The organism is Pseudomonas sp. NFACC13-1, from assembly GCF_900104425.1.
Classification (GTDB): domain Bacteria; phylum Pseudomonadota; class Gammaproteobacteria; order Pseudomonadales; family Pseudomonadaceae; genus Aquipseudomonas; species Aquipseudomonas fluorescens_AA.
Genome location: NZ_FMXV01000032.1, coordinates 38756 through 62060 on the forward strand (window position 1 = coordinate 38756; position 23305 = coordinate 62060).

The 23305-nt window shown below is 58.2% G+C and carries 17 protein-coding genes; 7 read left to right on the forward strand and 10 right to left on the reverse strand.

Features of this window, described 5'->3' with window-relative positions; genetic code table 11:
- Positions 1-83: 83 nt before the first annotated feature.
- Positions 84-2507: a glucose/quinate/shikimate family membrane-bound PQQ-dependent dehydrogenase gene (locus BLQ55_RS27350; RefSeq protein ID WP_092258507.1), complete on the reverse strand. Its 2424-nt coding sequence runs from the start codon at positions 2505-2507 to the stop codon at positions 84-86.
- A 196-nt stretch (positions 2508-2703) separates the two neighbouring features.
- On the opposite strand from BLQ55_RS27350, the gene BLQ55_RS27355 reads away from it, so the two are divergent.
- Positions 2704-4263, forward strand: a complete 1560-nt coding sequence (locus tag BLQ55_RS27355) for a M10 family metallopeptidase C-terminal domain-containing protein (RefSeq protein WP_092258511.1) — start codon at positions 2704-2706, stop codon at positions 4261-4263.
- Between the two features lie 23 nt (positions 4264-4286).
- On the opposite strand, the gene BLQ55_RS27360 is transcribed toward BLQ55_RS27355, so the two are convergent.
- Entirely contained in the window at positions 4287-4742 is a 456-nt protein-coding gene (locus BLQ55_RS27360) for a hypothetical protein (RefSeq protein ID WP_092258514.1), read from the reverse strand.
- Between the two features lie 775 nt (positions 4743-5517).
- Here BLQ55_RS27360 and BLQ55_RS27370 point away from each other — a divergent pair.
- The 5 genes from BLQ55_RS27370 (at position 5518) to BLQ55_RS27390 (ending at position 11419) form a co-directional block, all read left to right on the forward strand.
- Positions 5518-7698 carry a multicopper oxidase family protein gene (locus BLQ55_RS27370; protein ID WP_176814260.1) on the forward strand — a complete coding sequence of 727 codons (2181 nt, stop codon included), beginning with the start codon at positions 5518-5520 and terminating at the stop codon, positions 7696-7698.
- A gap of 16 nt (positions 7699-7714) precedes the next feature.
- Positions 7715-8137 (forward strand): hypothetical protein, encoded by a 423-nt coding sequence (locus BLQ55_RS27375; protein WP_092258520.1) that lies wholly within the window; start codon positions 7715-7717, stop codon positions 8135-8137.
- 110 nt (positions 8138-8247) lie between these two features.
- Positions 8248-9783 (forward strand): tyrosinase family protein, encoded by a 1536-nt coding sequence (locus tag BLQ55_RS27380; protein ID WP_092258523.1) that lies wholly within the window; start codon positions 8248-8250, stop codon positions 9781-9783.
- A 155-nt stretch (positions 9784-9938) separates the two neighbouring features.
- Positions 9939-10592: a copper chaperone gene (locus BLQ55_RS27385; RefSeq protein WP_256326655.1), complete on the forward strand. Its 654-nt coding sequence runs from the start codon at positions 9939-9941 to the stop codon at positions 10590-10592.
- A gap of 104 nt (positions 10593-10696) precedes the next feature.
- Entirely contained in the window at positions 10697-11419 is a 723-nt protein-coding gene (locus BLQ55_RS27390) for a hypothetical protein (RefSeq protein WP_092258529.1), read from the forward strand.
- Positions 11420-11676: 257 nt separating this feature from the next.
- Here the strand turns inward: BLQ55_RS27390 and BLQ55_RS27395 are convergent, their stop codons facing one another.
- From BLQ55_RS27395 to BLQ55_RS27420, 6 genes are all read right to left on the reverse strand, one after another.
- Positions 11677-12477: a hypothetical protein gene (locus tag BLQ55_RS27395; protein ID WP_256326656.1), complete on the reverse strand. Its 801-nt coding sequence runs from the start codon at positions 12475-12477 to the stop codon at positions 11677-11679.
- Positions 12478-12780: 303 nt separating this feature from the next.
- A complete protein-coding gene (locus BLQ55_RS27400; RefSeq protein ID WP_092258532.1) occupies positions 12781-13359 on the reverse strand; it encodes an NADPH-dependent FMN reductase in 579 nt (192 codons plus the stop codon).
- Positions 13360-15762, reverse strand: coding sequence for an efflux RND transporter permease subunit (locus BLQ55_RS27405; protein WP_092258535.1), 2403 nt, complete (start codon positions 15760-15762; stop codon positions 13360-13362).
- Positions 15759-16853, reverse strand: coding sequence for a WD40/YVTN/BNR-like repeat-containing protein (locus BLQ55_RS27410; RefSeq protein WP_092258538.1), 1095 nt, complete (start codon positions 16851-16853; stop codon positions 15759-15761). The genes BLQ55_RS27405 and BLQ55_RS27410 overlap by 4 nt, the downstream gene beginning before the upstream one ends.
- A gap of 87 nt (positions 16854-16940) precedes the next feature.
- A complete protein-coding gene (locus BLQ55_RS27415) occupies positions 16941-18293 on the reverse strand; it encodes a DUF1329 domain-containing protein (RefSeq protein WP_092258541.1) in 1353 nt (450 codons plus the stop codon).
- Positions 18294-18317: 24 nt separating this feature from the next.
- A complete protein-coding gene (locus BLQ55_RS27420) occupies positions 18318-19970 on the reverse strand; it encodes a DUF1302 domain-containing protein (protein ID WP_092258544.1) in 1653 nt (550 codons plus the stop codon).
- A 231-nt stretch (positions 19971-20201) separates the two neighbouring features.
- Between BLQ55_RS27420 and BLQ55_RS27425 the strand changes: the two genes are divergently transcribed.
- Positions 20202-20888 carry a GntR family transcriptional regulator gene (locus BLQ55_RS27425; RefSeq protein ID WP_092258547.1) on the forward strand — a complete coding sequence of 229 codons (687 nt, stop codon included), beginning with the start codon at positions 20202-20204 and terminating at the stop codon, positions 20886-20888.
- 85 nt (positions 20889-20973) lie between these two features.
- Here the strand turns inward: BLQ55_RS27425 and BLQ55_RS27430 are convergent, their stop codons facing one another.
- Complete coding sequence (locus BLQ55_RS27430; protein ID WP_092258550.1) at positions 20974-22611, reverse strand: bifunctional 3-(3-hydroxy-phenyl)propionate/3-hydroxycinnamic acid hydroxylase; 1638 nt, start codon at positions 22609-22611, stop codon at positions 20974-20976.
- Positions 22612-22711: 100 nt separating this feature from the next.
- The gene (locus BLQ55_RS27435; protein WP_092258553.1) at positions 22712-23272 is read right to left on the reverse strand and encodes a VOC family protein; all 561 of its coding nucleotides are present in this window, start codon (positions 23270-23272) and stop codon (positions 22712-22714) included.
- Positions 23273-23305 lie beyond the last annotated feature (33 nt).

Genomic DNA, 23305 nt, shown 5'->3' on the forward strand with positions numbered 1-23305 from the left:
GACCTGGCGCGGTCAACGCGCCAGGTTCCGGATCGCCGTGTCGAATCAGGCCGCCTGCCCGTAGGGCAAGCATATTGGCCGCTTCAAGGCAGGCTATAGGCTATGACCCAATCTCCTCGGTCCGGGGACTGACGAGCACCACCGGCGGTGATGACGACGTACTGTTTTCCAGACTTCGGCGACACGTAAGTCATCGGGCCTCCTTGGCTACCCACTGGCAAACGGGCTTTCCAGATTTCCCCACCGTCAAAGCTGTTGAAAGCGCGCAGGTAGAAATCCTGGGTACCAGCAATAAACACCAGGCCACCTTGCGTCGACAGCGTGCCACCAAGGGTTGGCAGACCCACCTTGATCGGAAGGTGCATACGGATCCCAAGGGGGCCGGTGTCTTCGACGGTGCCGACCGGGACTTGCCAGGCAACCTTACGAGTCTTCATGTCGATGGCGGTCAGGGTGCCGAATGGCGGCGCCTGGCATGGAATGCCTGCAACCGACAGGAAGCGGTTTTTGTTGACCGCATAAGGCGTGCCTTTTAGCGGAACAGCCCCCATGCCTGTGTTCAGCGCTTCGCCAGCGGACGCACCGGTAGGCCGTGCTTTAGGTGCCTCTGCTGGGGCCCCGATCATCTGGATCCACAGGCCCAGGCGCATGTCGTTGACGAAGATGAAGCCATGCACTGGGTCAGTAGAGATGCCGCCCCAGTTCATGCCGCCCAGCGAACCCGGGAAGCTCAGCGATTTGTCGGTGCCCGGCGCTGTAAAAAGGCCCTCGTAACGCATGGACTTGAAGTCGATACGGCATAGCAACTGATCGTAAGGCGTCGCGCCCCACATATCCGACTCGGTCAGATGCTGGGCACCGATCTGTGGCATGCCGACGGATTTTGGCTGGGTCGGCGAGTACGGTTCGTTCGGAATGTCGCCCGGCCTGACGGGTACTTCACTGACTTCAGTCAGCGGCTTGCCGGTAGCGCGATCGAGGACGAAAATCTGCCCGGCCTTGGTCCCGATCACCACCGCAGGAACAGTTTTGCCGTCTGCTTGCGGGAAATCGATCAGGCTCGGTTGCATCGGCAAATCGAAATCCCAGAGATCGTTGTGCACGGTCTGATAGACCCACTTCTCATCACCGCTGGTGGCATCCAGCGCCAGCAGTGAGGCGCCGTACTTGTGGTTCAACTCGGTACGTTCAACACCGTAGATGTCGGTGGACGAACTGCCCATTGGCAGGAACACCGTGTTGGTTGCCGGATCGTAAGACATCGGCGCCCAACTGTTCGGGGTGCTGCGTACATAGGTACTGTTGTCAGCTGGCGCGGTTTTGCTTTGCGGATTGCCCGGGTCGAACGCCCAACGCATTTGGCCGCTGATCACATCAAAACCACGAATCACGCCGCCTGGCATGTCGGTTTGAACGTTGTCGGCAACGCGGCCGCCAACCACCACCGTGGTACCGGCCATTAGCGGCGCCGAGGATAATTGATAGTAGCTGTCCGGCACATTGCCCAGACCGGCTTTGAGATCAACCTGGCCATTGGTGCCGAAACCCTGGCAGAACTCGCCTGTGTCAGCATCGACGGCAATCAGGCGCGCATCGATGGTATTCGTCAGCACACGACGCTGGCAGTTGGCGCCGGCAGGAATGCTGACCGGTGTGATTGGCGAGCGGGTCGCCTGGGCGACTGGCTGGGTAGCGTCAAAATAGGCGAGGCCACGGCAACGCTGCCAGACTTTCGACTGCGCGTTGATCGCGTTCTTCCACAACTCTTTACCGGTGTCGGCATCGAGGGCGATCAGGTTGTTGTGGGGTGTGCAGATGAACACCTTGTTACCAATCTGCAGTGGCGTCAGCTGGTCTTCGGCGCCATTACCATCGCTCTCGGCAATATCGCCGGTGTGATAAGTCCACGCGACCTTCAACTTGTCGACGTTGTTGCGATTGATCTGATCCAGCGCGGCGAAACGACTGCCACCCTCGGTGTTGCCGTAGTGCGCCCAATCCTTTTGAGCTTTGGCCGGGTCGACCGCCGTCACGCCTGGGCCATCACCTGTCGGGGCGACGCTTGGATGAGCCACGAACATGTTGCCCGCCGAGACGGCGAGCACCACGGCCAACACGCCCGCCAGGCCATAGGCACCGCGGCCCGAAGCTGCACCGCTGGCACGCTTGAGCTGTGGATACACCAACGCCACTGCCAAGCCGATTACGCCAAACATGAACAGACGCGAGAACAGTGGCCAGAACACTAGCCCGACATCCACCAGCGCCCAGATTGCCGTACCGAGGAGAAACGCCCCGAACCACCACGCACCGGCCGGTTTTCGGCAAGCGATCAACACGCCTGAAACGACCATGGCAAGGCCACCGATCAGGAAGTACCACGACCCTCCTAAACTAAGCAACTTCACCCCGCCAACAGCCAGCGCAAGGCCGAGCATGGTGATGATCACGCCTAATCCAATCAAAATGATTGCCGAGACCCTTGATAGGTGCTGTGCATGCTTCATATACAAACCTTCACTGAAATGAAGTGAATATTATATAGGTAGCTAACTACTTATTGGTGCCTTACGTCGGCGCCGTCACCTCCAGGTGCATCTGGCGGTTGACTTGATGCCTGTGCACCAAGCCCTGGCCTGGCCTGGCGAACTAATGGTCCTAGGCTAGAGTCAATGCTTCTGGATATTTTTAGAGGATGGAGCAATGGCCACTAGCTACAGCGCCCCTGGGATCATGATCGTCGATATCAACGGATACGCCGATAACGCCTACGACATGGTCATACAGCCCGACGGCTCAGTATTGGTCGCCGGTCTCTCCTACCATGCGCTCGACCTTGACTACGGCCAAGACTTTTCCTTGGCCCATCTCAACGCCGATGGCAGCGTGGATTCGACCTACGGCAATGCTGGACGGCTGGTGATTCATAAGCAAATCCCCCTCGAAAAGGACTATAGCCTTCGCGTCCAGACTGACGGGGCGGTGGTGGCGGCCCACGAAGGGCACGATAACACCCCCATCGTCCAGCGTTGGGGCCCGGACGGTAAAGCCGATGCCGTGTTCAACGCCAATGCCCAGGCCAGCCTGTCCAGCGGCTTCGGCCACGCGCCGATAGTGGAAGTCAACGCTGACGGCAGCGTGTTGGTGGGGGCCGTCGAGGGCAGCACGCTGAGAGTGACGCAGCTGCATGCCGACGGCACACAAGATCTCTCCTTCGGCACAAACGGAATCCTGACATTGCAGGCCCCTGGAACGCTTGATTTCGTGCTAGGCCTCACCTCCCTGGCGGATGGCGGCATACTCGTCCAAGGTGCGCCGAACTTTCATAACAGCTTGCTCAAATACACAGCTGGTGGAGAACTGGACACCCACTTTGGCGTCAATGGCATCATGGAGATCGATGTTGGCAGCTACGGCGGCGGTGTGGCGGTGCAAGACGATGGCAAAATACTGCTATCCAACACGACCTCTTTCGATGACTTCACCGTGCTGCGTTTCAACGCCGATGGCAGCCCCGACGTCAGTTTCGGCAACCAAGGTTCGGTCAGCATTAATCTGCCTGGCGATTACGCCGCAGGCAAAGCAATAGCTGTGCAGGACGATGGCAAGATTCTGCTCGGAGGAAGCGCTTTCGCCAATGGCGGCAGTGATTTTGCTGCGGTTCGGCTAAACGCCGATGGCAGTCTGGACAGCACTTTCGGCAGCACGGACGGCAGTACCCGTTTGGTGGGGTCGTCCGGCAGCGATGTATTGGAAGGCTTGGGTACCGATGAAATCCTGCGTGGCCTGGCAGGTGACGATGTGCTGCAAGGCAATCTCGGCCGCGACTTGCTCTCCGGCGGTGCGGGGAACGACGTATTCCGCTATGCCAGCGTGACAGACAGCTTTCGCACCGCTGACAGCAGTGGCAGTGACCGCATACTCGATTTCAATCCTGCCGAGGATCGCATCGACCTCAGTGCCCTGGGTTTCACCGGGATCGGGAACGGATACGACGGCACCTTGTTGATTGGAAATAACGCAGACGATACCCGCACCTATCTGAAAAGCTTCGAGGCCAATGCCGACGGCCAACGCTTCGAGCTGGTGCTCGATGGAAACTTTGCCGGACAACTCGACGACAGCAACCTGATGTTCAGCACGGCGAGCGTCGCCCGCTCCAGCATCGATAATGCTGCGCTCCCCGGGGATCTTTCCGCGCCTGAACCTGTGGAGCTGACGCTGATAGGCACCGTAGATCCCCATACTTATAACGTGGTCTGATCGGGTTGCGCGGCGCTGTGTGCTTACCGTATCTGGTACAGCACAGCAGCCCCTGGCTTGGGCTCGAAAGCCGGCACGGTGCGCTGCTCAAGTGGCATGCCCTTGGCGTCCCAAACCAAGGTGTCCGATGGATACTCGTCCTTGCGGGTCATGACGTCGATCTGCTTGGCGATCACCTCCGAGCTTGCAGGCACCTCGGGGTTCCATTCGAATACGCCAACTCGACCGTAGAATACAGCCGGCGCGTCGACATCGAGACGACGATCGGGACACATCACCAAGCCACGATCAAGCATGACCCGTAACGCGCCAACAGGCACCGCCTTCACCGTGGGCGTGGTGCGCTCGGTGCTGTGGCCTGGGCAGACATTGGCCGAGCGAGTCACCATGTCCTCGACCACTTGACGGTCGGATTGGGCCTGCGCCGAAAAGGCAACGGCAGACAAGGCGAGCACGACAAGATTTGACTTCCAGAGCACGCGAAACCTCCTATGGCAAAAAATACTCCAACGTTTCAGACCGCCCCCATGTAAGAACCGTCCGGTGCCAAGGGGCACTCTTGAAGACTACCAAGACATTAGTTTGTTCCACTTGCTGATTGATAACCCTAGCGCTGACTACCGCCATTCATCCGCATGCACAGATAGGTTTGAGAGGAGCACGTTGTGCCGTCGATCACCTGAATGCCCCCTACCGGCTCCCCCTCAGAAAATCCCTACGAAAATATCTTGCAGATAAAGTAACGCCGGCTATGCTCCCAAAGCTGACTTTCAGGATACTGGCTCCGAGCCACAAGACCTTCGATCTTGCCGTCCGGGCATCGCAACGCTGATTAGCAGGAAGCTACACATCTGGCGACGCAAACGCGTTCGTCATGGTGTTCCCCAGGAGGGAGCCATGTCCGCACCAGGACAGTACCTGTTTGCACTAGCGGCCCATGATCGCGTGGACTTGCTCGATATCAGTGCCCCTTACGAGCCATTCAAACGGATGGCTCGGAGAGAACCGCCGTACAACCCCGCCCTCCCTTGCCCCGCCCAATCGCCGGACCACTGCCCAACGGCAGGTCGCACCTGCGACTCCTCCGGCATGGCTGCGAACGTCGCCAATGAGCTGAAGCGCAAAGACTCCTCCTGGAAAACAGGCAGCCTCACCGCAGGATCGATGCCGGTTCCCCTGTAAATCAGCTGATCAAAGGACACACGGCCACCAAGGCTGTCGCACACATTCGCGCAATGGCGCAGGGAGAACAATATGACTTCGCTTCGTATAGTCCTGGCCGGGTTGTTGGCCTGCACAACCTCCCAGGCAGTGTTTGCCGAACTCGCCGCCCAGCCGTTCCTGGCGCCGCCCAGGCTCGTTGAAAAAGGCGCGCCGGGCACGCTGAAGGCAACTGAGTCGACCCTTGCGAAAACAGATTGCAACCCGCAGGGCGACATTACCCGCGACGGACAAACCGTCGAACTCAACCTGCAAGTGCAGAAACGCGAAAACTATATCTACAACCCGGGCAATCCCGACGGGGCCAAGGACAAGGTCCAGCTGCGTTCCTATGGCGGCTGTCTGTCGGGGCCACTGATCGATGTGCAGCCCGGCAACACCTTGCGGGTCCACCTGGACAACCAGCTGGATAAAAATGATCCCAGCTGTCCGGGAGGGGGTGATCCGGCGAATGGCCAGCCGGGCTGCTTCAATACGATCAATCTGCATTACCATGGGATGCACGTGTCGCCGTCGGGCAACAGTGACAACGTGCTGTTGAACATCGCTCCGCAAACCAAATTCGAATACGAGATCAACATCCCCACCGATCACCCCTCGGGCACTTTCTGGTACCACGCGCACCGGCATGGCTCCACGGCGCTGCAAGTCGCCAGCGGTGCCGCGGGCGCCCTGATTGTGCGCGGCAACCGCCCCTACACGGGCGGCAAGCCAGGCGACATCGACACTATTCTCAAGGACGCGGCCGGGAAGCCCATTACCGAACAAGTCTTTCTGTTCCAGCAAATCCCGTATGCGTGTTTCGACGACAAGGGCGCCATCATCAAGCAAAAGGATCTCACCTGGACGTGTCCCAGCGGCAAAACCGGTGTGGTAGAGAACTTCGATGCACAACTTTCCTCGGCCACTGTCTGGGATGAGAGCGGTCGGTTCACCAGCATCAATGGCGTGGTGCAACCGACCCTGCAGGGCATTGCCGCGGGAGAAATCCAACGCTGGCGGTTCATTCATGGGGGCATCCACGACACCGTGAACCTGCAAATCGTGCCCATGAACACGACCCATCCCAAAGCCAGTCTCGCGCTCAAAGGCGTGCTCAGCGGTACACCGAAGGAACAGGCTGCGCTGATCACCGACCTGTGCCCGGCGACCGTGCCGGGCACCAGTACACCGGTCGAGCTCGTACCTCAGTTCGAAATCGCCGCCGACGGACTCACACGCACTGCAATTCGCCCCATCGGCGTCAATAAGAAGAGCGTGAGCGGCGGCATCGGCAGCAACTTCCTGCAACCGGGCTATCGCAGCGATGTGCTGCTGATGTTCCCCCGCGACGGCACCTACTGTGTACTGAACCAGGCAGCAACTCCCGCTGAACGCGCCAATGCTGGCCCCAAGGGAGGCCCGGGCGGCCAGGGTCCGAACGAAACACAATTGCTGGCCACGGTCATCGTGTCGGGCGGCCAGGTTGTGACTGATGATCCGCAAGGCTACATCCAGCAAGCGCTGTACGACGCTAACAAAACGGATAAATCGCTCCCTGCCGCCGCCCTGGAAGGGCTGCGAACCGGAGACCTGAACCCCTGGCGCGGGATGGATGACCTGAAGAACGCCGTGGTCAATGACGACATTCAGAAGGCCGATTTTTTTATTGGCAATCCGCCATTCCCACCCTCGCCACCCGCCAACGCGCCGAAGAAACCGGGAGACCCGTGGACCGGCCCGTTCGGCTTCTACATCAACTACAAGTCCTACGATCCGGACCGCATCGATTTCACCCGACAGGTCAATACGACCGACGATTGGGTCCTGACCTCCCAGGGTGAACCTCATATCTTTCACATCCACGTCAACCCGTTCCAAGTGATGGACGTGCTCTACGCCAAGCCGGGCGAGAAGCCCAAAAGCATCTTCGGCGCCAACGGCGAGTGCCTGGTGCCAGCCGACGAACTGGGCCTACAGAATCAATACTGCGGGATGTGGCATGAGTTCAAGGACACCCTCTTCGTGCAGAACGACTACCAGGTCCTGGTGCGCACGCACTACGACCGCTACATCGGTGAGTTCGTCATCCACTGCCACATCCTCGACCACGAAGACGGCGGCATGATGACCAATATCCAGATCGTGCCGGACATCACGGCTAGCGGCGGAGGCATTGGCATGGCTGGTATGAAGCACACGGCACATCAACACTCGGACTCCAAGCAACCCTGATCAGGAGTTATCGGCTATGAGCAATCCCTTTGCAGGACAATGGACGTACAGAAGTTTTCTCAACAACCCCGCGTTGACTGACGGTGACCCGAAAAAACTCGAGGCGCTGTTATTCGCCGAAGGTGTGTGGACCGTAGAGGACACCACCAACGAGACGTTCATGGGCGAACTCAGTTTCGGGGCAAACGCCGTTATGGATTTGAAGGGGCTCATCACCCATGGCCACGGTCGTCCAGACCATGTGCACATTGCGGGCAGCGGGCGTCCCGGGACCTCGACACAAGACTACTTCTACGATTATGACGGGTCGCTGACGGAGCGTTGGCCCAACGGCGTGAGCCAGGTTCCGGCCATCACCGGGTCGGTCATCCGCATGAAACCTCACAATGGCGAACCCGCTGGACTGGTCGCCTCGTTCATCTGCGTCAAAAGTACCTAGGTACTGTTTGCCGGGACACTACCGGGCCGCCACGGATGTCGAGCAAGCAATGCTGGCGACCCAGGATCCGATCCACTGCAACGTTCGTTATTGACGACAAGGAGTCGAGCATGACCACTACCTCCACCACAGCGCCTGTCGCCCAACCTAGCTGGTACGGGCAGATCCGCGACATGTTCACCTCAGTAGACCGGGCGCACATGGCCAGGCAAGGCCTCGACCTGGCCAGCTACGACGCGGTGATGAAACACGCAGGCGACATCTACCAACAAGTGGCGGGGGGCAATATGCCGCCAGACCGACCCTGGCCGGCTGACTGGGTGGGTACCTTCCTCAACTGGATGAACAACGGCTACCCGAAAGGAGTCCCCGCTGCCAGCGTCAACGCAAGGGACTTCGCTGCGCGGTCACTGTTCAGCGCAGACGCGTCCACCGCCAGGGTCCGCAAGGACATCACCACGCTGTCCAGCGCCGAGCTCGATCTGCTCAAACAGGCGTTTTCAGCCATTATGGCCATGGACCCCAGCGATCCCAACAGCTACTTCACGCAGGCCGGTTATCACTGGTTTCCGGCACCCAATACCTATTGCATGCATCACGTCCCGGGCTACAACCCTTGGCACCGAGCCTATCTGGTCAGCTTCGAGAACGCCCTGAGATCGGTCCCCGGCTGCGCGAACGTCACCCTGCCCTACTGGGATATCACCACGCCCTTCCCCGACGTGCTTAAAAGCCCGCCCTTCGACCAGTACACGTTGCAGCAAGCGGCCAGCTCCGATTATCCGGCAGGCTACGTCACCACACGTTTTACCTACGACACGATCGCCCAGAACCTGCTGACCTATGGGGTGACTGATGATGTGAACCGAGCCATGAGCAAAACTGACTGGGAGGACTTCCACGGCTATTGGTCCGGCGCCGCCCACAACACCATCATTGCCGCCCACGACAGTGGCCACAACTCAATTGGCCCCACCATGCAGAACCAGGAAGTGGCGGCCTTCGACCCAGTGTTCTGGTTCTTCCATTGCAATTGGGACAGGCTGTTCTGGGAATGGCAGAAAAAAATGCTGGCCACCGATCTGCATGGATTGCTCACGACCATCAACGAAGTCACCGACCCCGTCAGTTATCAGATCTTCAACGATACGGCGCTGCAAACCCTGAACCCATTCACCAGCACCCCACCAGAGCTGAACACGCTGGCGATCATCGACTCGGTCGGTCAACTCGGCATCGACTATGCGCCCGCGGCGACAGGCTCGAACGTCGATTTCCTGCCGAAGTCCCAGCGTACGCTCGCTGCGTCCAAACACTTCACGGTTGAAGCCGATCGGGTCAATGTGCGGGTCAGCGGTATCAATCGCCTGAAGATCCCCGGCAGCTTCTCGGTGCACTTGCAAAAAGACGCCAAGACCATCGCCTCCAGAGCATTGTTTCAACCGGTAGAGGTTCAAAGCTGCGCCAATTGCGTGACCAATGCCATGACCCAATTCGATTTCGAATTACCCATGGCGGCCGTGTTGGGCGGCAAGCTGAGCGTCTGGGTAGAGCCGGCGAACAAGGACTTCATCGGCGATCGGTTCCCGCAGAAGCTGATGGGCGATCCCGTCATTGATGTGCATCTATTGCTGCAAACTCAGTAGCGCTGCTGGACCAAGGGTACCGGACTTCAGGCGTTGGAGTCCGGCTTCAGCCGTTGACGAACGCCAGATAGCCATCAGCGTCGAGAACGCCCCCCATGCGCCCAGGCTCTGTTCTACGCAAATTTACCTACGACCCCTGGCCGGTGCTTTTGGCAATGGCGGGACTCGGCCTGGCCTTGTCCGTCTACAACGACATCACCACCAACGGACCTGCGTTTTGCGTCACTGTGAATGGGCTATCGATCTTCACGAGTTGGCCTGCCGCCCTGCAAGCGGAGCTGGCACTCAACCCACCCCAGCGAATCCTGGCCGGTTGGGCCTTGATGCTCCTGGCCATGATGCCACCCCTCCTGGCGACGCCACTCATACACGTCTGGCGCTCCAGCCTGCCAAGCAGGCGAATACAAGCGTCAGTCGGCTTCCTGCTCGGTTACGGAGCCATGTGGATGGCCGCCGGCCCGCTCCTGATCGCCCTGGCGCTGTTGCTACAGATGGCTGCCGCAGAAAATGCCCTGGCCGTGGCGCTGCTGGTCGCAATGCTGTGGAGCGCGAGCCCGTGGCACCGCGCAGCCCTCAATCGTGGCCACCGAATGGGGCGGCTAATTCTGTTCGGCTGGGCTGCCGACAGGGATTGCCTGATCCGAGGCCTGACGCACGGCCTCTTTTGTATCGTTTCGTGCTGGGCCTGGATGCTCGTGCCGCTTGTCAGCGGGTCCTGGCACATTCCGATGATGTTGCTGGCGGGCGCGATCCTGCTGGCTGAACGGCTCATCGCTGCCAAAAACGCCGCGCAAGAGCTGACCGTTTAAAACAAGGCTTCACGTATGCAATCCGTGTGGACCCCCCTTCCACCTCATGTTTTTTCATAGGCCGTCGATACCCTGCTAACTTCAGACGTTCAAGGAATGACGACATGACCCTTTCAATCAATTCTGTATTTATCCGGCCATCAGCCGCTCAGTTGAGCCAAACCAGCCAGCCATTGACCACCAAACCCCTCAGTGAAGACTTGCTGAAAACCACGGTCAACATCAATCCGGCGGCGATTTACCATCCAATCAATGACCCCCCCGCGCCGAGCCCGGAAACGGAATCGATCGAGAGCATGATCGCACGCACCCAGTCGCCGGATTACCCGCAAATTGCCGAGAGGCACAAAAGCGCCCATCAATCGCTGAAACTCTCTTTCGAAGAGTTCCAATCAGCGTTGGCTCACACCGACCCGGATCTCGCCGAGAAGAAATTTGGCTTCACCATCGAAGCGGATGGCAGCCTCAAGGTTCTCGACAGTTCACAGCAGCTCAGCGCTTCCGACATGGATCGGCTGAACGAGCGGCTGAATGCTTCCGGTGAATTGAAATCGGCAGCGAGCAGCTACCGCGACGCCTCCATCGCCCTGGTGGCCGCTGACGCTACGTGGGGTGGCAACTTTACGGGCGGGTACATTCTGAACAAGGACAACTTCGCCAACACCATCGACCTGGGCGCGCTATTCCTTAAAAAAGGAACAACCCCAAACGCTGAGACCCTGAACGGCTTCTTCTCCTCCCAGTTGTGGAGCAAGGGCCAGCGGATGACGCATGAAACAGTCACCCAGATGACCGTGGGCACCAATAAGGTCGACGTGACGGTTTGAGTGGCACGTTCTTGGAACTCACGCGACTTCACAGCACGCGGCGGATCCGCTTGATGGGAAACCAACGATTGACACTGACTTCCGCTAATTAACGGGTTGTGTCAATTTGGATCTTTGTGCCTCTGGCCTTCAAAACTTGCCCAGTGCACGTATGGATTCCCCCCAAGATTTGAAATCCAAGGGGTTAATTTTCTTGCCCTTGGAGGAAAAAGCTTAATTCTGGACTTTTTTTGAGGGTATCAAGGTACCTCGCACACTCAAGCCGTATCTGCCCCAGCGTCATCAAACGTCTGCTTGTCGAGATTCAAGACCTTGTCCATCACGTCCTGAGGACTGCCCTTACCCTCAACGGTATGGGTCTTGTAGTTGAAATCGAGTGCTATCCAACCCTGCAACTTCGCCTCATAACTATCAGGGTACTGTGCCTGCTCAATAGCGGGCAAATCCTTATAGTGCTCAAGTGCTGCAGTAAAGAATTTCGTCAGCTTTCCGGTTTCATTGTATTCCGCGATCGAGTTGGCAACGACCTTCTGCCGCCAGGCATATTCCTGATCGGACGACTCACTCCACGCCGCGCGACGCTCGTTAGTCGTAAAACTTCCACTGTCATCATAGATAATCAATGAGAGCTGATCGCTCGACATACCCGCAAATGGATTTTTACCACTGCCATTGACAAACTGAGTTGCATTGTCCGCACGAGCCAATAACACAGGGTCCTGAGTGTCAGGCACTTCAGCATCATTGGCTTTTTTGTTGATAAAATAACCCTCACCGGAAATCTTGCTCAAAAACTCACTGGCTTTCGCGCCAAGTTCTTTCCTGCTCAAACCCGAATCCCTTGCCGTCGCATGCGCAGCACTCTCACTCAACTGTAGAGAGAGTGAAGAAAGGCGAGTGGTACCTTTATGACTACCGACATCAGCGCTTTCAGTTGCCACCTGAGTCTTCGTTAGCGATTCATTTTGGCTCGCCGTCACATTGGAAACCTGCGAACCAGAAAACCCATTGGAATTAATTGAACCGACCAAGATAATGTCCTCCTTGTTATCAGCCATTCCTGAATACGTGGCTAGTAAATTTATTATCGGCAGCTCAAAAAAACCGTGTATCCGGGCCCGTCACGCGACCAACCTGGTTTCCTGTACGGATTCGGCCGCTTGATAGACAAAGCAGTTCCATCAGTCGCGTCCTTTTGAGAAAATCCACTTCAACGCTGTGTATCTTAAACCATTTTTTCAACATTGCGGCGCTTCTGGGGGCCACGCTTCGCAACCAGCCCCTAACATGCCGCCGCTCGCCATTAAAAGCATAGCTTTCAAAGGGAATGGACTTAATTCCAGAGTCGTTTCCAGCGAGCATCAAGAGCAACGTGAACTTCCCCTCATAGGCGCGTTAGCGATCTGCGTGATCAACACGCCAACTCCATCCAATAAAAAAGCCCGGGCTGATTCGTCCCGTAGCTGCCCCTGATCTATTTTGCCGGTCACGTTACCGATCACGATCTGCGGATAAACGACCTGCAGCGCCTGGATCGCCCAGAGCGTTTCATTGAGCTGTTGATGCGCACGCACCCCACCCGTGAACGCCGGCGAGGCAGTGAAACTCAATACCGGGCAGCCCTGCAGTACCGATTTCCCATGAGGACGGGACAACCAGTCCAGCGCATTTTTCAGCACGCCGGACATACCGTGGTTGTATTCCGGCGAGCCGATCACTAACCCATCGGCGGCCGCCACAGCAGCGCGCAAGGCAATCACGGCCTGTGGTGGATGGGCGCCATCGTCATCCTCGTTATAGGGAGGGACACTGTTCAATTCGTGGAGCGTCAACTGCACATGTTCAGGCAATCGTCCGACCACCGTACGCAGGATCGCCGTATGGGCCGATTGTTGGCGCAAACTGCCGGACAAGCCCAAGAGGTTTATCGTTGCGGTCATTTAAACACTCACGGTCTGTAGCTTGGGCTTGAGGAGAAAATGCGCGAGCGCGGGCACCAGGATCAGCGCCCCCACCATGTTCCAGACGAACATGAAGCCCAGCAAAATGCCCATGTCGGCCTGGAACTTGATCGGCGACAGTACCCAAGTGGTCACGGCCACCCCCAAGGTAATCCCGGTCATCACCACCACCTTGCCGGTGGATAACAGCGCCAGGTAATAGGCATCCGACAGGCTGGAGCCATTGCGCAGGTTGGCAAGCGTCACGCTGAGGATGTAGAGCGCGTAATCCACACCGATTCCCACCCCCAAGGCGATCACTGGCAGGGTCGCCACTTTTACACCGATGTTGAGCCCCACCATCAAGGCTTCGCACAGCACGGACGTGAGCATCAACGGCAACACCGTACAGACCACGGCTCGCCAGGACCTGAACGTGATGAAACACAGGGCAATGACCGCTGCGTACACCATGAACAACATCTGCACATTCGAACGTTTCACGACGATGTTGGTGGCCGCCTCGATACCGGCATTACCCGCCGCGTTCAGGAACTGAGTCTGATCGCTGTCATGGCTTGCCGCGAACTGTTCGACCGTCTGCACCACGCGGGTGAGCGTATCGGCCTTGTGGTCCGTCAAGTAGACATACACGGTCAGCAGATCGCAGTTCTGGTTGAACAACTCCCGCGGTGCACGAGTGATGATCGCGTTCAATAGCCCCTGGTTACGCGGTATCTCGTACCACGTCATGCTGCCCTCGTTCATCCCGGCCGCGGCCTGTTTGCTCAGTGCCGCCAGGGAGGTGGTGGACACCACGCCCGGCAACTGTTGCAACTGCGCCTCCAGTGCATCCACCGTTACCAACGTCTGGTAATTGGCGCAGACGTACTGCGGGGTCTTGACCATCACCACGTACTTGTCGCTGCTGGCGGAGAAGTTGCTGACCATGAAGCGGTTGTCGGTGTTGTAGCGCGACTCAGGACGCAACTCCGGCGCTCCAGGATTCAAGTCGCCAATCTTGACGTGAAGGCTGATGGCAAAGCCCAGCGCACCCAGCACCACGCCGATGAAGATCGCGCCGCTGGCCCATTTGCGTTCGGTGAAGCGATCCAGGAAAGCCCAGAGCGGATGCCGGGTGTGATGAGCGTCCAGCTTGGAAAACCGGTCGTTGGCCGCTTCCCGTTGCGCCGCCACTTTGCTCACGCCGGTGTATGACAACAGGATCGGCAGCAGGATCAGGTTGGTAAAAATCAGCGTCAGCACACCGACCGTCGCGGTAACGGCCAGGTCCTGGATCACCGGGATCTTGATGATCATCAACACTGCAAAGCCCACGGCGTCCGCCACCAGCGCCATCAACCCGGTTAAAAACAGCCGGCGAAAGGTGAAGCGCGCCGCTACCAGCTTGTCGGCACCGCGTCCGATGTCTTGCATGATGCCATTCATTTTTTGGGCGCCATGGCTCAAGCCAATGGCAAACACCAGGAACGGAACCAGGATGGAATACGGATCCAGGTCGAACCCCAGTGTCGGCAGCAAGCCCAGCAACCAGACCACCGCGATGATCGAGCACAACAACACCAGCACCGTGCTACGCACACAACGGGTGTACCAGAACAACACGAGCCCGCAGATCACCAAGGTCGCGGCGAAGAACAGCTGCATCTGCCGCATGCCGTCCATCAAGTCCCCCACGACCTTGGCGAAACCGGTGATGTGAATCTGGATGTTCTGGTTTTCGTACTTGGTCCGAATCTGTTCAAGTCGGTTTGACAGTGCGTTGTAATCCAGTGGGGCACCGTCATCCGAGGCGCTTTCCTGAAGCGGCAGGAGCACGATGCTGGACTTGAAATTGGAGGCCACGAGCCGCCCCACCTCACCTGACCGTTCGATGTTCTGCTGCACCTGTTCCAGGCTGCTGGCTGAACCATCGTAATCGTCCGGGATGACAGGACCACCGTCGAAACCCTCCTCGGTCACGCCGATCCAGCGCGTGGCCGGCGTCCACAAGGACTTCATATAGGAGCGGTCGACACCGGGGAGCAAAAACACTTCGTCGTTGATCTTCTTGACCGTTTCCAGGTACTCAGCACTGAAAATGCTGCCCTGTTTGGCCTCGATCGCAATCCGCAATGTGTTGCCGCCCTCCCCCAACTGACTGCGGTTCTGCAGATAGTTCTGCACATAGGGATGATCCGTGGGGATCATTTTTTCAAAGGCGGCATTGAGCTTCAGACTCAACGCCTGATAGCCGAGCACCAGGCTTAGCAGCACACAGATGCCCAAGACGATGCCGCGATGATTGAACAACAATCGCTCGACCAGGGTCCCGGAAGCAGGATCAAAGGCAGGCGATGCAAGTGCAGGCGAGTGTTCGGCAGAGTGCGTAAAACTGTTCATTGTGGCGACTCCGACGATTCCACTTTTATGGCGGACGACAGCATGCCGCGCGTACTGCTGATGATCAGGTCACCGTTCGTCGCTTGCGTCATCCCCGTGAAGTAACGAGGTTGAGGTATCTGAAGGACAGCGGCTTGCGTGTCGCCATCGGCAAAACGCAGCACCCGACCCGACTCGTCCGCCAGCAGGACCGAGTCATCATCAAGACGAAGACCGCTGGTCAACGTCACCGGCTGCAAGGTGTCGAGACGCTTCCAGGTCTCACCGCGATCCCGGGACTCGAAGGCCTTGCCACGCAGTCCGAACGCCAGGATCGAATGATTGGCGGCCGGTGCGAGACCGAAGATCGTTCCCTCGAAAGGCGGCGTCAGCGCCTCGAAGGTCTGGCCGGTGTCGCTGGAACGCAGCAATGTCCCTTGCTCGCCAGCGATGAAGACATCGGCTCCTATCCGCGCGATGCCATAGAGATGTAATCCATCTGGATTATCGACATGGGCACGAATGGACTGCCAACTGAGCCCGCCATCATGGGTGACGAAAGCCAAGCCATAAGCCCCCACCACCCAACCGTTTTGCGCGTCCAGGAAAAGCAGGTCGAGCAGAGGTTTGTCAGGACCTTCATCTACCAGCTGCTGAGCCTGGGACAGACGCTCCGGGGCCCGCTCATCGGTGTCACGCCTGGCCTGCTCCAGTTCGATTTCGGCGGCTCGAACACCGTCGAGCTGTTTAGCCCAGGTCGAACCGCCATCCTGGCTGTGCAACACGGTGCCAGCATGCCCGACTGCCCAGCCCTGGTTGTCATCGATGAAACGCACCTTGACCAGCGTCACGCTGACCGGCGAGCCGACTTGCTGCCAGGTCGCCCCGTTGTCATCCGATACGATGATGAAACCTCGCTCGCCCACGGCCACCAGCCGCTGCCCTGCCCGGGCCACACTGAGCATGACCGATTGCGTTGCCATCGCGCTGTGGATCGCCGGTTGCTGGAACAATCCTGCCGTTTGCGCTACGGCGACCGAACCATAAAACGTCGTCACCATCCACAGGCTGGCAATGAAGGCCTTTATAGGGCCTGAATAGAAAGTAGGCATGTCTGAACCTCGATGATGCCGCTCTCTGGAAGCGATGACCGTGCACCGCTTCCAGAAAACAAACGTATTAATCAACCGTTGCGAGGCTCAGCGAACCGACCCGGATGCCACCGCGGTGCCGGTGAAAAAGTTCTCGGGTTTGCGCGGTACCACGCTGTAGGTTTCCCCGTTCAGACCCTGGACGACGCTGTAGGTCTTGGCCTGCAGGTTGTAGATCACCACAGGTTTGACCACCACCGCTGGGATGGCCGGCACCACGAATGGCAGCACCTGGGAGACACGCCAGAGCTTGCCCTCGGCGTCGTAGCCATCCACCAGCGAGATGGTCCAGCTGTCTTCGTCGATGAAGAATCGGCGCTTGGGCACGGCGTGGCGTTTGCCCGGCGCCACCGTGGCTTCCAGCTCCCAGACACGGTGCAGTTCCCAGCGCACCTTGTCCGCATTGAGGTGGTTGGCGGTAAAGGCATCGTCGCGTTTTTCGGCGTGGAACTTGTTGTTGTTATAAGGGATGTACAGTTCCTTCTTGCCCACCAGTTTCCAGTCGTAGCGATCCGGATGACCGATGAAGCCGTGCACCTCATCGAAATAGTTCGCACCTGAAGCAACGAAGTCCGGAGTGTCATAACCCACGGTTGGCGCCCGCCGCACACGACGCTGGCCGACCAGGTATTGCCAGGCCTCCCGTGGCTCCTGGACGTTGATACTGTCATGGGTCACCAGCGATTCCCCGGCCTTGAATGGCGGCTCGCTGGTCAAGAATCGCAGCAGCGCATACTGCCCGGACCATTTATCCGCAGCGCCGTCCTTGTAGTAGTACGGGTATTGCCAATTCTCCACGCCCCGGCTGGCCAGCGTCCGAGTCCCATCAGCGTTGCCGATGACGTTGACATAGCCCATCTGTATGGATTCGGCTTCAACCCGCAGCAGAAAATTCCAGATGACCTCGTTGCCGTTTTTCGGGATCGGGAACGGGATACCGCCGTAACAGCCCTCTACCGACAAACCATTGCTGGTGGTCTTGCAGCCAGTAGCGTTGGCGAAGGTGTTCTGATAGACGTTGTCCGGCGCCGCAGCGCTGCGGTGAGTCGGGTAGACATCAAGGTGAAAGGTGTCCGGAAACTTGGCCAACAGGGCTTTGGTTCCTTCACTCAATTTGTCGGCGTACTGCGCTGCGTTCTTGGCGGTGATCTGCAACAGCGGTTTTTCGCCAGGGAACGGATCGGCAGGCACATCGCCGAACTTGGCCCCGGCGACATCCTTGGTCAGGCCGCCGGTCCAGGCCGGGATGGAGCCATCGGCGTTGCCGGCTTTTTCGGCCCCCATGGGCGTCAGCGTCGTCTTGAGCTTCGCCGCCTCGTCGGGACTGACCGCCGCCAGCGCGGTACCGACAGACAGGGAGATCGACAGAGTGGACAGCAACAGCAGTTTAATTTTTATCATTATCAGGGCCCGCCTGTTCTTTGCTTAAAAGGTTCGCTGGATCGAAAACGCCACGAAATCCCGGTCTTTCATGTTTTGCTGGTAGGTGAAGGAATTGGCTGAGTTGATAACCGGCCCGGCCTCACCAAAGAAGTTGGTGTAGCTCAGCGAGGCGTACCACTGCTTCTTGTAATCGGCCTTGAGACCCAGTGTCAGGTCGCCGCCATGTTCCGGTCCAAATGCCTGCGGCGTGACGGAAGAACGCCCGGACGGGTTGTAGCCAAGGGTGATCGGCGCTTGGACATCGATGCCGGGAAAGACCTGGAAATATTGCGGCTCAAAAGTGAAGCGCATGGCGAATGCATCGCGCGTGGTGTTGGGGTCCAGTTGATCGGCATTTTTGGTGACGCTCAGCCGTCGGTTGAACGCCAGCTCACCCAACAGGGAAGCGCCGTCCCACAGAGCGGATCCTCCATAGACATTGATCATCGATACCTGGGCATGCCACGACCGACCGATGGGGTACGCGGGGTTGGAATCGTTGTCGGCGTCCATGCCAGTGATGATGGTGCCGCCGACGCCTGCCAAGGGCGTATCGAGCCTGATGGATGTCTCACCGGCAATATTGGCTTCGCCCACCAGCGTGCTGAAACTCGCGCCGAAGACCTTCACGTCCTCTGGATAGACATTGATAAACGAGTCATCGGCCCCCGGCACCAGCGCGGCCGGACGGAAGTAAAACACCGGCGTCTTTTCGTGATATTTCGCGGCGTAGAGACCGAACTCCCAGTCCTCCACAGCGAACTTCAACTGCGCGCCGAACTGCCCGGAATCCCTTGCATCCTTATCCTTGCCATGGCGCAGTTCACCGGTTGGAAAGAACACCCGCTCCCCGCCTTCACCCACGAAGTCCGCGCCGCTGAAGTAGCTACCCGCGGCGGGCAAACGGGTCTTGTTCCATTCGAATTGGTAGTAGGCCCCCACGCTCACGGTGTCGTTCAGTTGCCAGTTGCCGGACACCTGCTTGGTGGGCATCAGGATTTCTTTGAACTGAGAACCGGGGACTGACTGAAGCTTCACCAGGTCCACGGTGGACTGGGCGTTGGCAATGCCGTTGGCGCCGAAGAACAAGCTTTCGCCGTAGATCTGCGTGAACTGCCCGAGCCGCCCGGACAACGAGGATGTGCCGATCTCCGTCGAACCGTAGACAAAGGCATCGAGGATTTCAGTGCGCTGACCGTGGATCCGACGAGTGTCGCTGGTGAACTCGTCGTGGTCGACACTCACCGAGTTGGCGGTGCCCGGCGAATCGTTGTCATTGTCCTGGCTGTAGACATTGTCGTACCAGGACGCTGCGCTGAGGCGCGCACCGACGTTTTTGTACTTGATGTCGAACTCGGAAAGAATGTCCAGGCGATTGGAAATGAGCCCGCGGTCGAAATTTCGGTCGCCATCGTCCAGGTTGGGATTGCTGTTGGAGGTCCCCGGGCCCACTGCCACTTTGTGATCGAGCTTGTTCACACGCCAGGCATTGCTGTACTTGATGGTGTTATCCCACGTCGCCGAAAGGTCGGGGTTACCGGTATCGATCTGGAAGGCTTGCACCTGGGTTGAAAGGCTCAGCAGTACCGTTGCACTGATGGTGCAAGCAAGGCTGGAGACCGGCAACGGGCAGAACCGCTGGTTGGCTGTTTTCATGGAGATGTTCCTGTTTTTTGTTTTTGTAAAAGGTCATCCACTCGCAGCCTTGGCCGCGAATACCGCTGGCACTGCTTATGCGTAAAAATATCATTACTGCACTTAAATATGTTTTGTGCACAAAAACTATCCCTGCGCAAATTCAAAGTCAAGCGGATAAATCAACCTTTGCACTAAAGTCTGTTTTGCGCATAAAATCCGTTTGGTGCAAATTTCAGGACGGCTCCGACCATGATTCCCTCCCCCAGCATTCCGCTGATCGATGTCGCGTTGACGAAGATGAAAAAAGCGATCGTCTGTTGTGAGCTGGCTCCCGGCGAAAAACTCAAGGTCGCAGAGTTGTCCAAGACCTACGGCCTCAGCAGCTCGCCGATTCGTGAAGCCCTCAATCGATTGACCCAGGATGGCGTGGTCGAAGCCAGCGATAACAAGGGCTTCAGGGTTGCCCCCATTTCCGTCACTGATTTTCGCGACATCACACGCATGCGCTGCTTACTGGAGTGCGAGGCGTTGGCCGATGCCATTACGCATGGCGACGATGCCTGGGAGGCCGATGTGCTGGGGGCTTTTCACCGCCTGAATCTGGTCGAAAAAAAACTCGGAAGCGGTGTGCTGGTGCTTGATGATGAATGGTCGACCCGACACAAGGCCTTTCACTTCGCCCTGTTCGCGGCGTGCCCCTCGCCGTTGTTGTTGAAGATGATCGACTCGCTGTTTGATCGGGCCGAACGCTACCGGCGCTTTTCCGCCCAGCAGCGGGTCACCCAGCGGCACAAGGGCAACGAGCACCAGAAGTTGATGGACGCGGCCCTTGCTCGCGACACCGAGAAAGCCGTCACCTTACTGCGCAATCACATCCAGGAAACCCTGGACCGGATTGTCGAAGCCATAGAACGCCGACAGGCCACGCTTCAATAGACTTAATGACACATCACAAAAAACCCTTCGCCTGGCACTGTGTTCGTGAACCGTGCCAGGCGAAGGGCGTGTTGCTTTTCAGGCTTTAAGCCTGTGCGAACCTGGTCGTCTTATCGCAGATGCCGCCTTGGGTCGGCGTGGGTTTCTGCGGCGGCTTGCACCACAGCGCAAGCTCCATGCCCTCGAGCAACTCCATCGCCCAGGCCACCGTCACCGCCCCGCCATATACGTAGTGATCGGGCCGCACGATCACCACATTGCACCCTCGCTGCTCCAGCCATTGCGCCAGCAGTCCATCGACTTCCTGGTACTCATCGGCAGCGCGGGCTCCTGATTGCTCAGGGTTGACCAACCGCACGACGTGGATAGGCAAGCCTTTAAGCGACTGGCTGCTGCGCAGGCATCTCAACAACGCAGTGGCATCGAAGCCGGGGGCAATGACCACACGAAACGCCTGGCCGGTAAACTCATCAAGCAAGGCCTGCTTGCCGACATGGTTGATCACCATTGGCTGGGGAAACAGCTCACCGGCCGGCGACACTTGCGCGATAAACCCCTGGGACAGACCGGGGATCAGCGATTGCCGGATGGTCCCGCCCGGGTTCTCCTTCATATGTTCGATCAGCCGTGTATCCCGGTTCGCGGCTCTCTCGCTGTCGCGCTCGCAGATCACACCGCCGAACTCCTTGGCCGCCAGGGTGGTCTGGCGCACATGAGGGATACGCTCGATCTGATAGGTCTCCAGTAAATCCGGAGCCGCCAGCCCTTCTTTCACCAGGGCGATTTTCCAGACCAGATTCAAGGCATCGCGAATCCCTTGGCACATGCCTTGCGCCAGGAATGGCGGCGTCATGTGGGCCGCGTCCCCGAGAAAGAACACCCGCTCGGCTTTCCACTGCTCCAGGATCAATGCATGGAATCGGTACGCCGAAGCCCGCCATAACTGATAGTCCTGCTCTGGCAACCAGCGGGCAATCAGCTTCTTGATCGTTTCAGGCTTTGAGATTTCCGAAGGCTGCTCGTCCGGATTGATCATGAACTCCCAGCGACGATGACGCCCGGGGCCGACGACAAAGGTGCAAGGCCTGGCCAATTCGCAGAACTGAACGTTCGTCTTCGGCAGGTCCTCCCCCGCCCCTTCGTTGAGGATCACATCGACCACCAGCCACGGCTCGTCGAACGCCAGGTCGTCCATCTTCAACCCCAAGCGGGTGCGGATCGGGCTGGTGCCGCCATCGCAGGCCAGCACATGGGTCGCCGTGACCGTGCGTTCGGTTCCGTCCTTCGCCTGGATGCGCACATTAGCCTGGGACTCGGCGGAGTCGACCGACAGCACCTCGGAGCCAAGCTCAACGGTTACCGATTTGAAACGGGCAATTTTGTCGCGAAGGGCGCGCTCCACCGGCGGCTGGGAAAACACATAATTTGGCGCCCAGCCCAGTGGAAACGGCGGCTTGGCAGCGTCAATGCGCTTGATCAATTGTGAACCGGTCGTGCGGTATTCCGAGGGGCGATAAGGCATGACATGTTCGGCAATATCGTCAGCCAGGCCGATATTGCCGAAGACGCGCATCACCTCATGGTCAAAGCCCATGGCCCTAGGGTTGGCATAGACCGTTTCGCACTTGTCCACCACCAGGGCATTGAGCCCCCACAGACCGGCCAGATTGGCGCACAACGCGCCCACCGGTCCCATTCCAACAATGATGACATCGTAGTCCATCGTCTACTCCGCTTCTTGTAGTTATCGATTGCGCGTGCTGGTTGATGCCGATAGCGACGCCTGCTCTTCAACCAGGCATCGCCTTTACCGGACGGAACGATCAGGCAATCCGGACCCGCTGTTCTTCGATTTTCGCGCGGATGGAGTCCATCCATTGCGCCCGTGTCTGGAACCCTGGACGGCGTATGCACATCGCCTCGGTCTGGGCCAGAATGACCTCGGTCGGTAACTCGAGGTCCAGCGGTTCCTTGCACGGCTGAGCGGTATAGAACGGTGTATCGACATACATCTCGACGGGGTTGCCTTCAGGGTCCTTGAAATAAATCGACCAGGCATTCCCGTGATCCACTTGGGCGATGCCCTCAATGCCGCTTTTTTTGGCGAATTGGTAGTAGGCCTTCAGGTCATCCAACGAATTGAGCAGGAACGACAGTTGATTGATCGGGTTGAATGGCAGATCAATAGGTTTGCCGTCAAAGAGCACGACCTGATGGTGCAGCTCCGGATTCTGCGTCATGAAAAACAGGCGATGCCCGGTCGAGGCCACGCCTTTGTCGCTGACGATGAAACCCAGGACGCGACAGTAAAAGTCGACCATCCGATCCAGGTCTGAACAGAACACGCCGGAATGGGTGAAATTGATAGTGGGTAACGCGGGCATGTGGAACCTCCAATTTTTATGATTGTGTAGAGG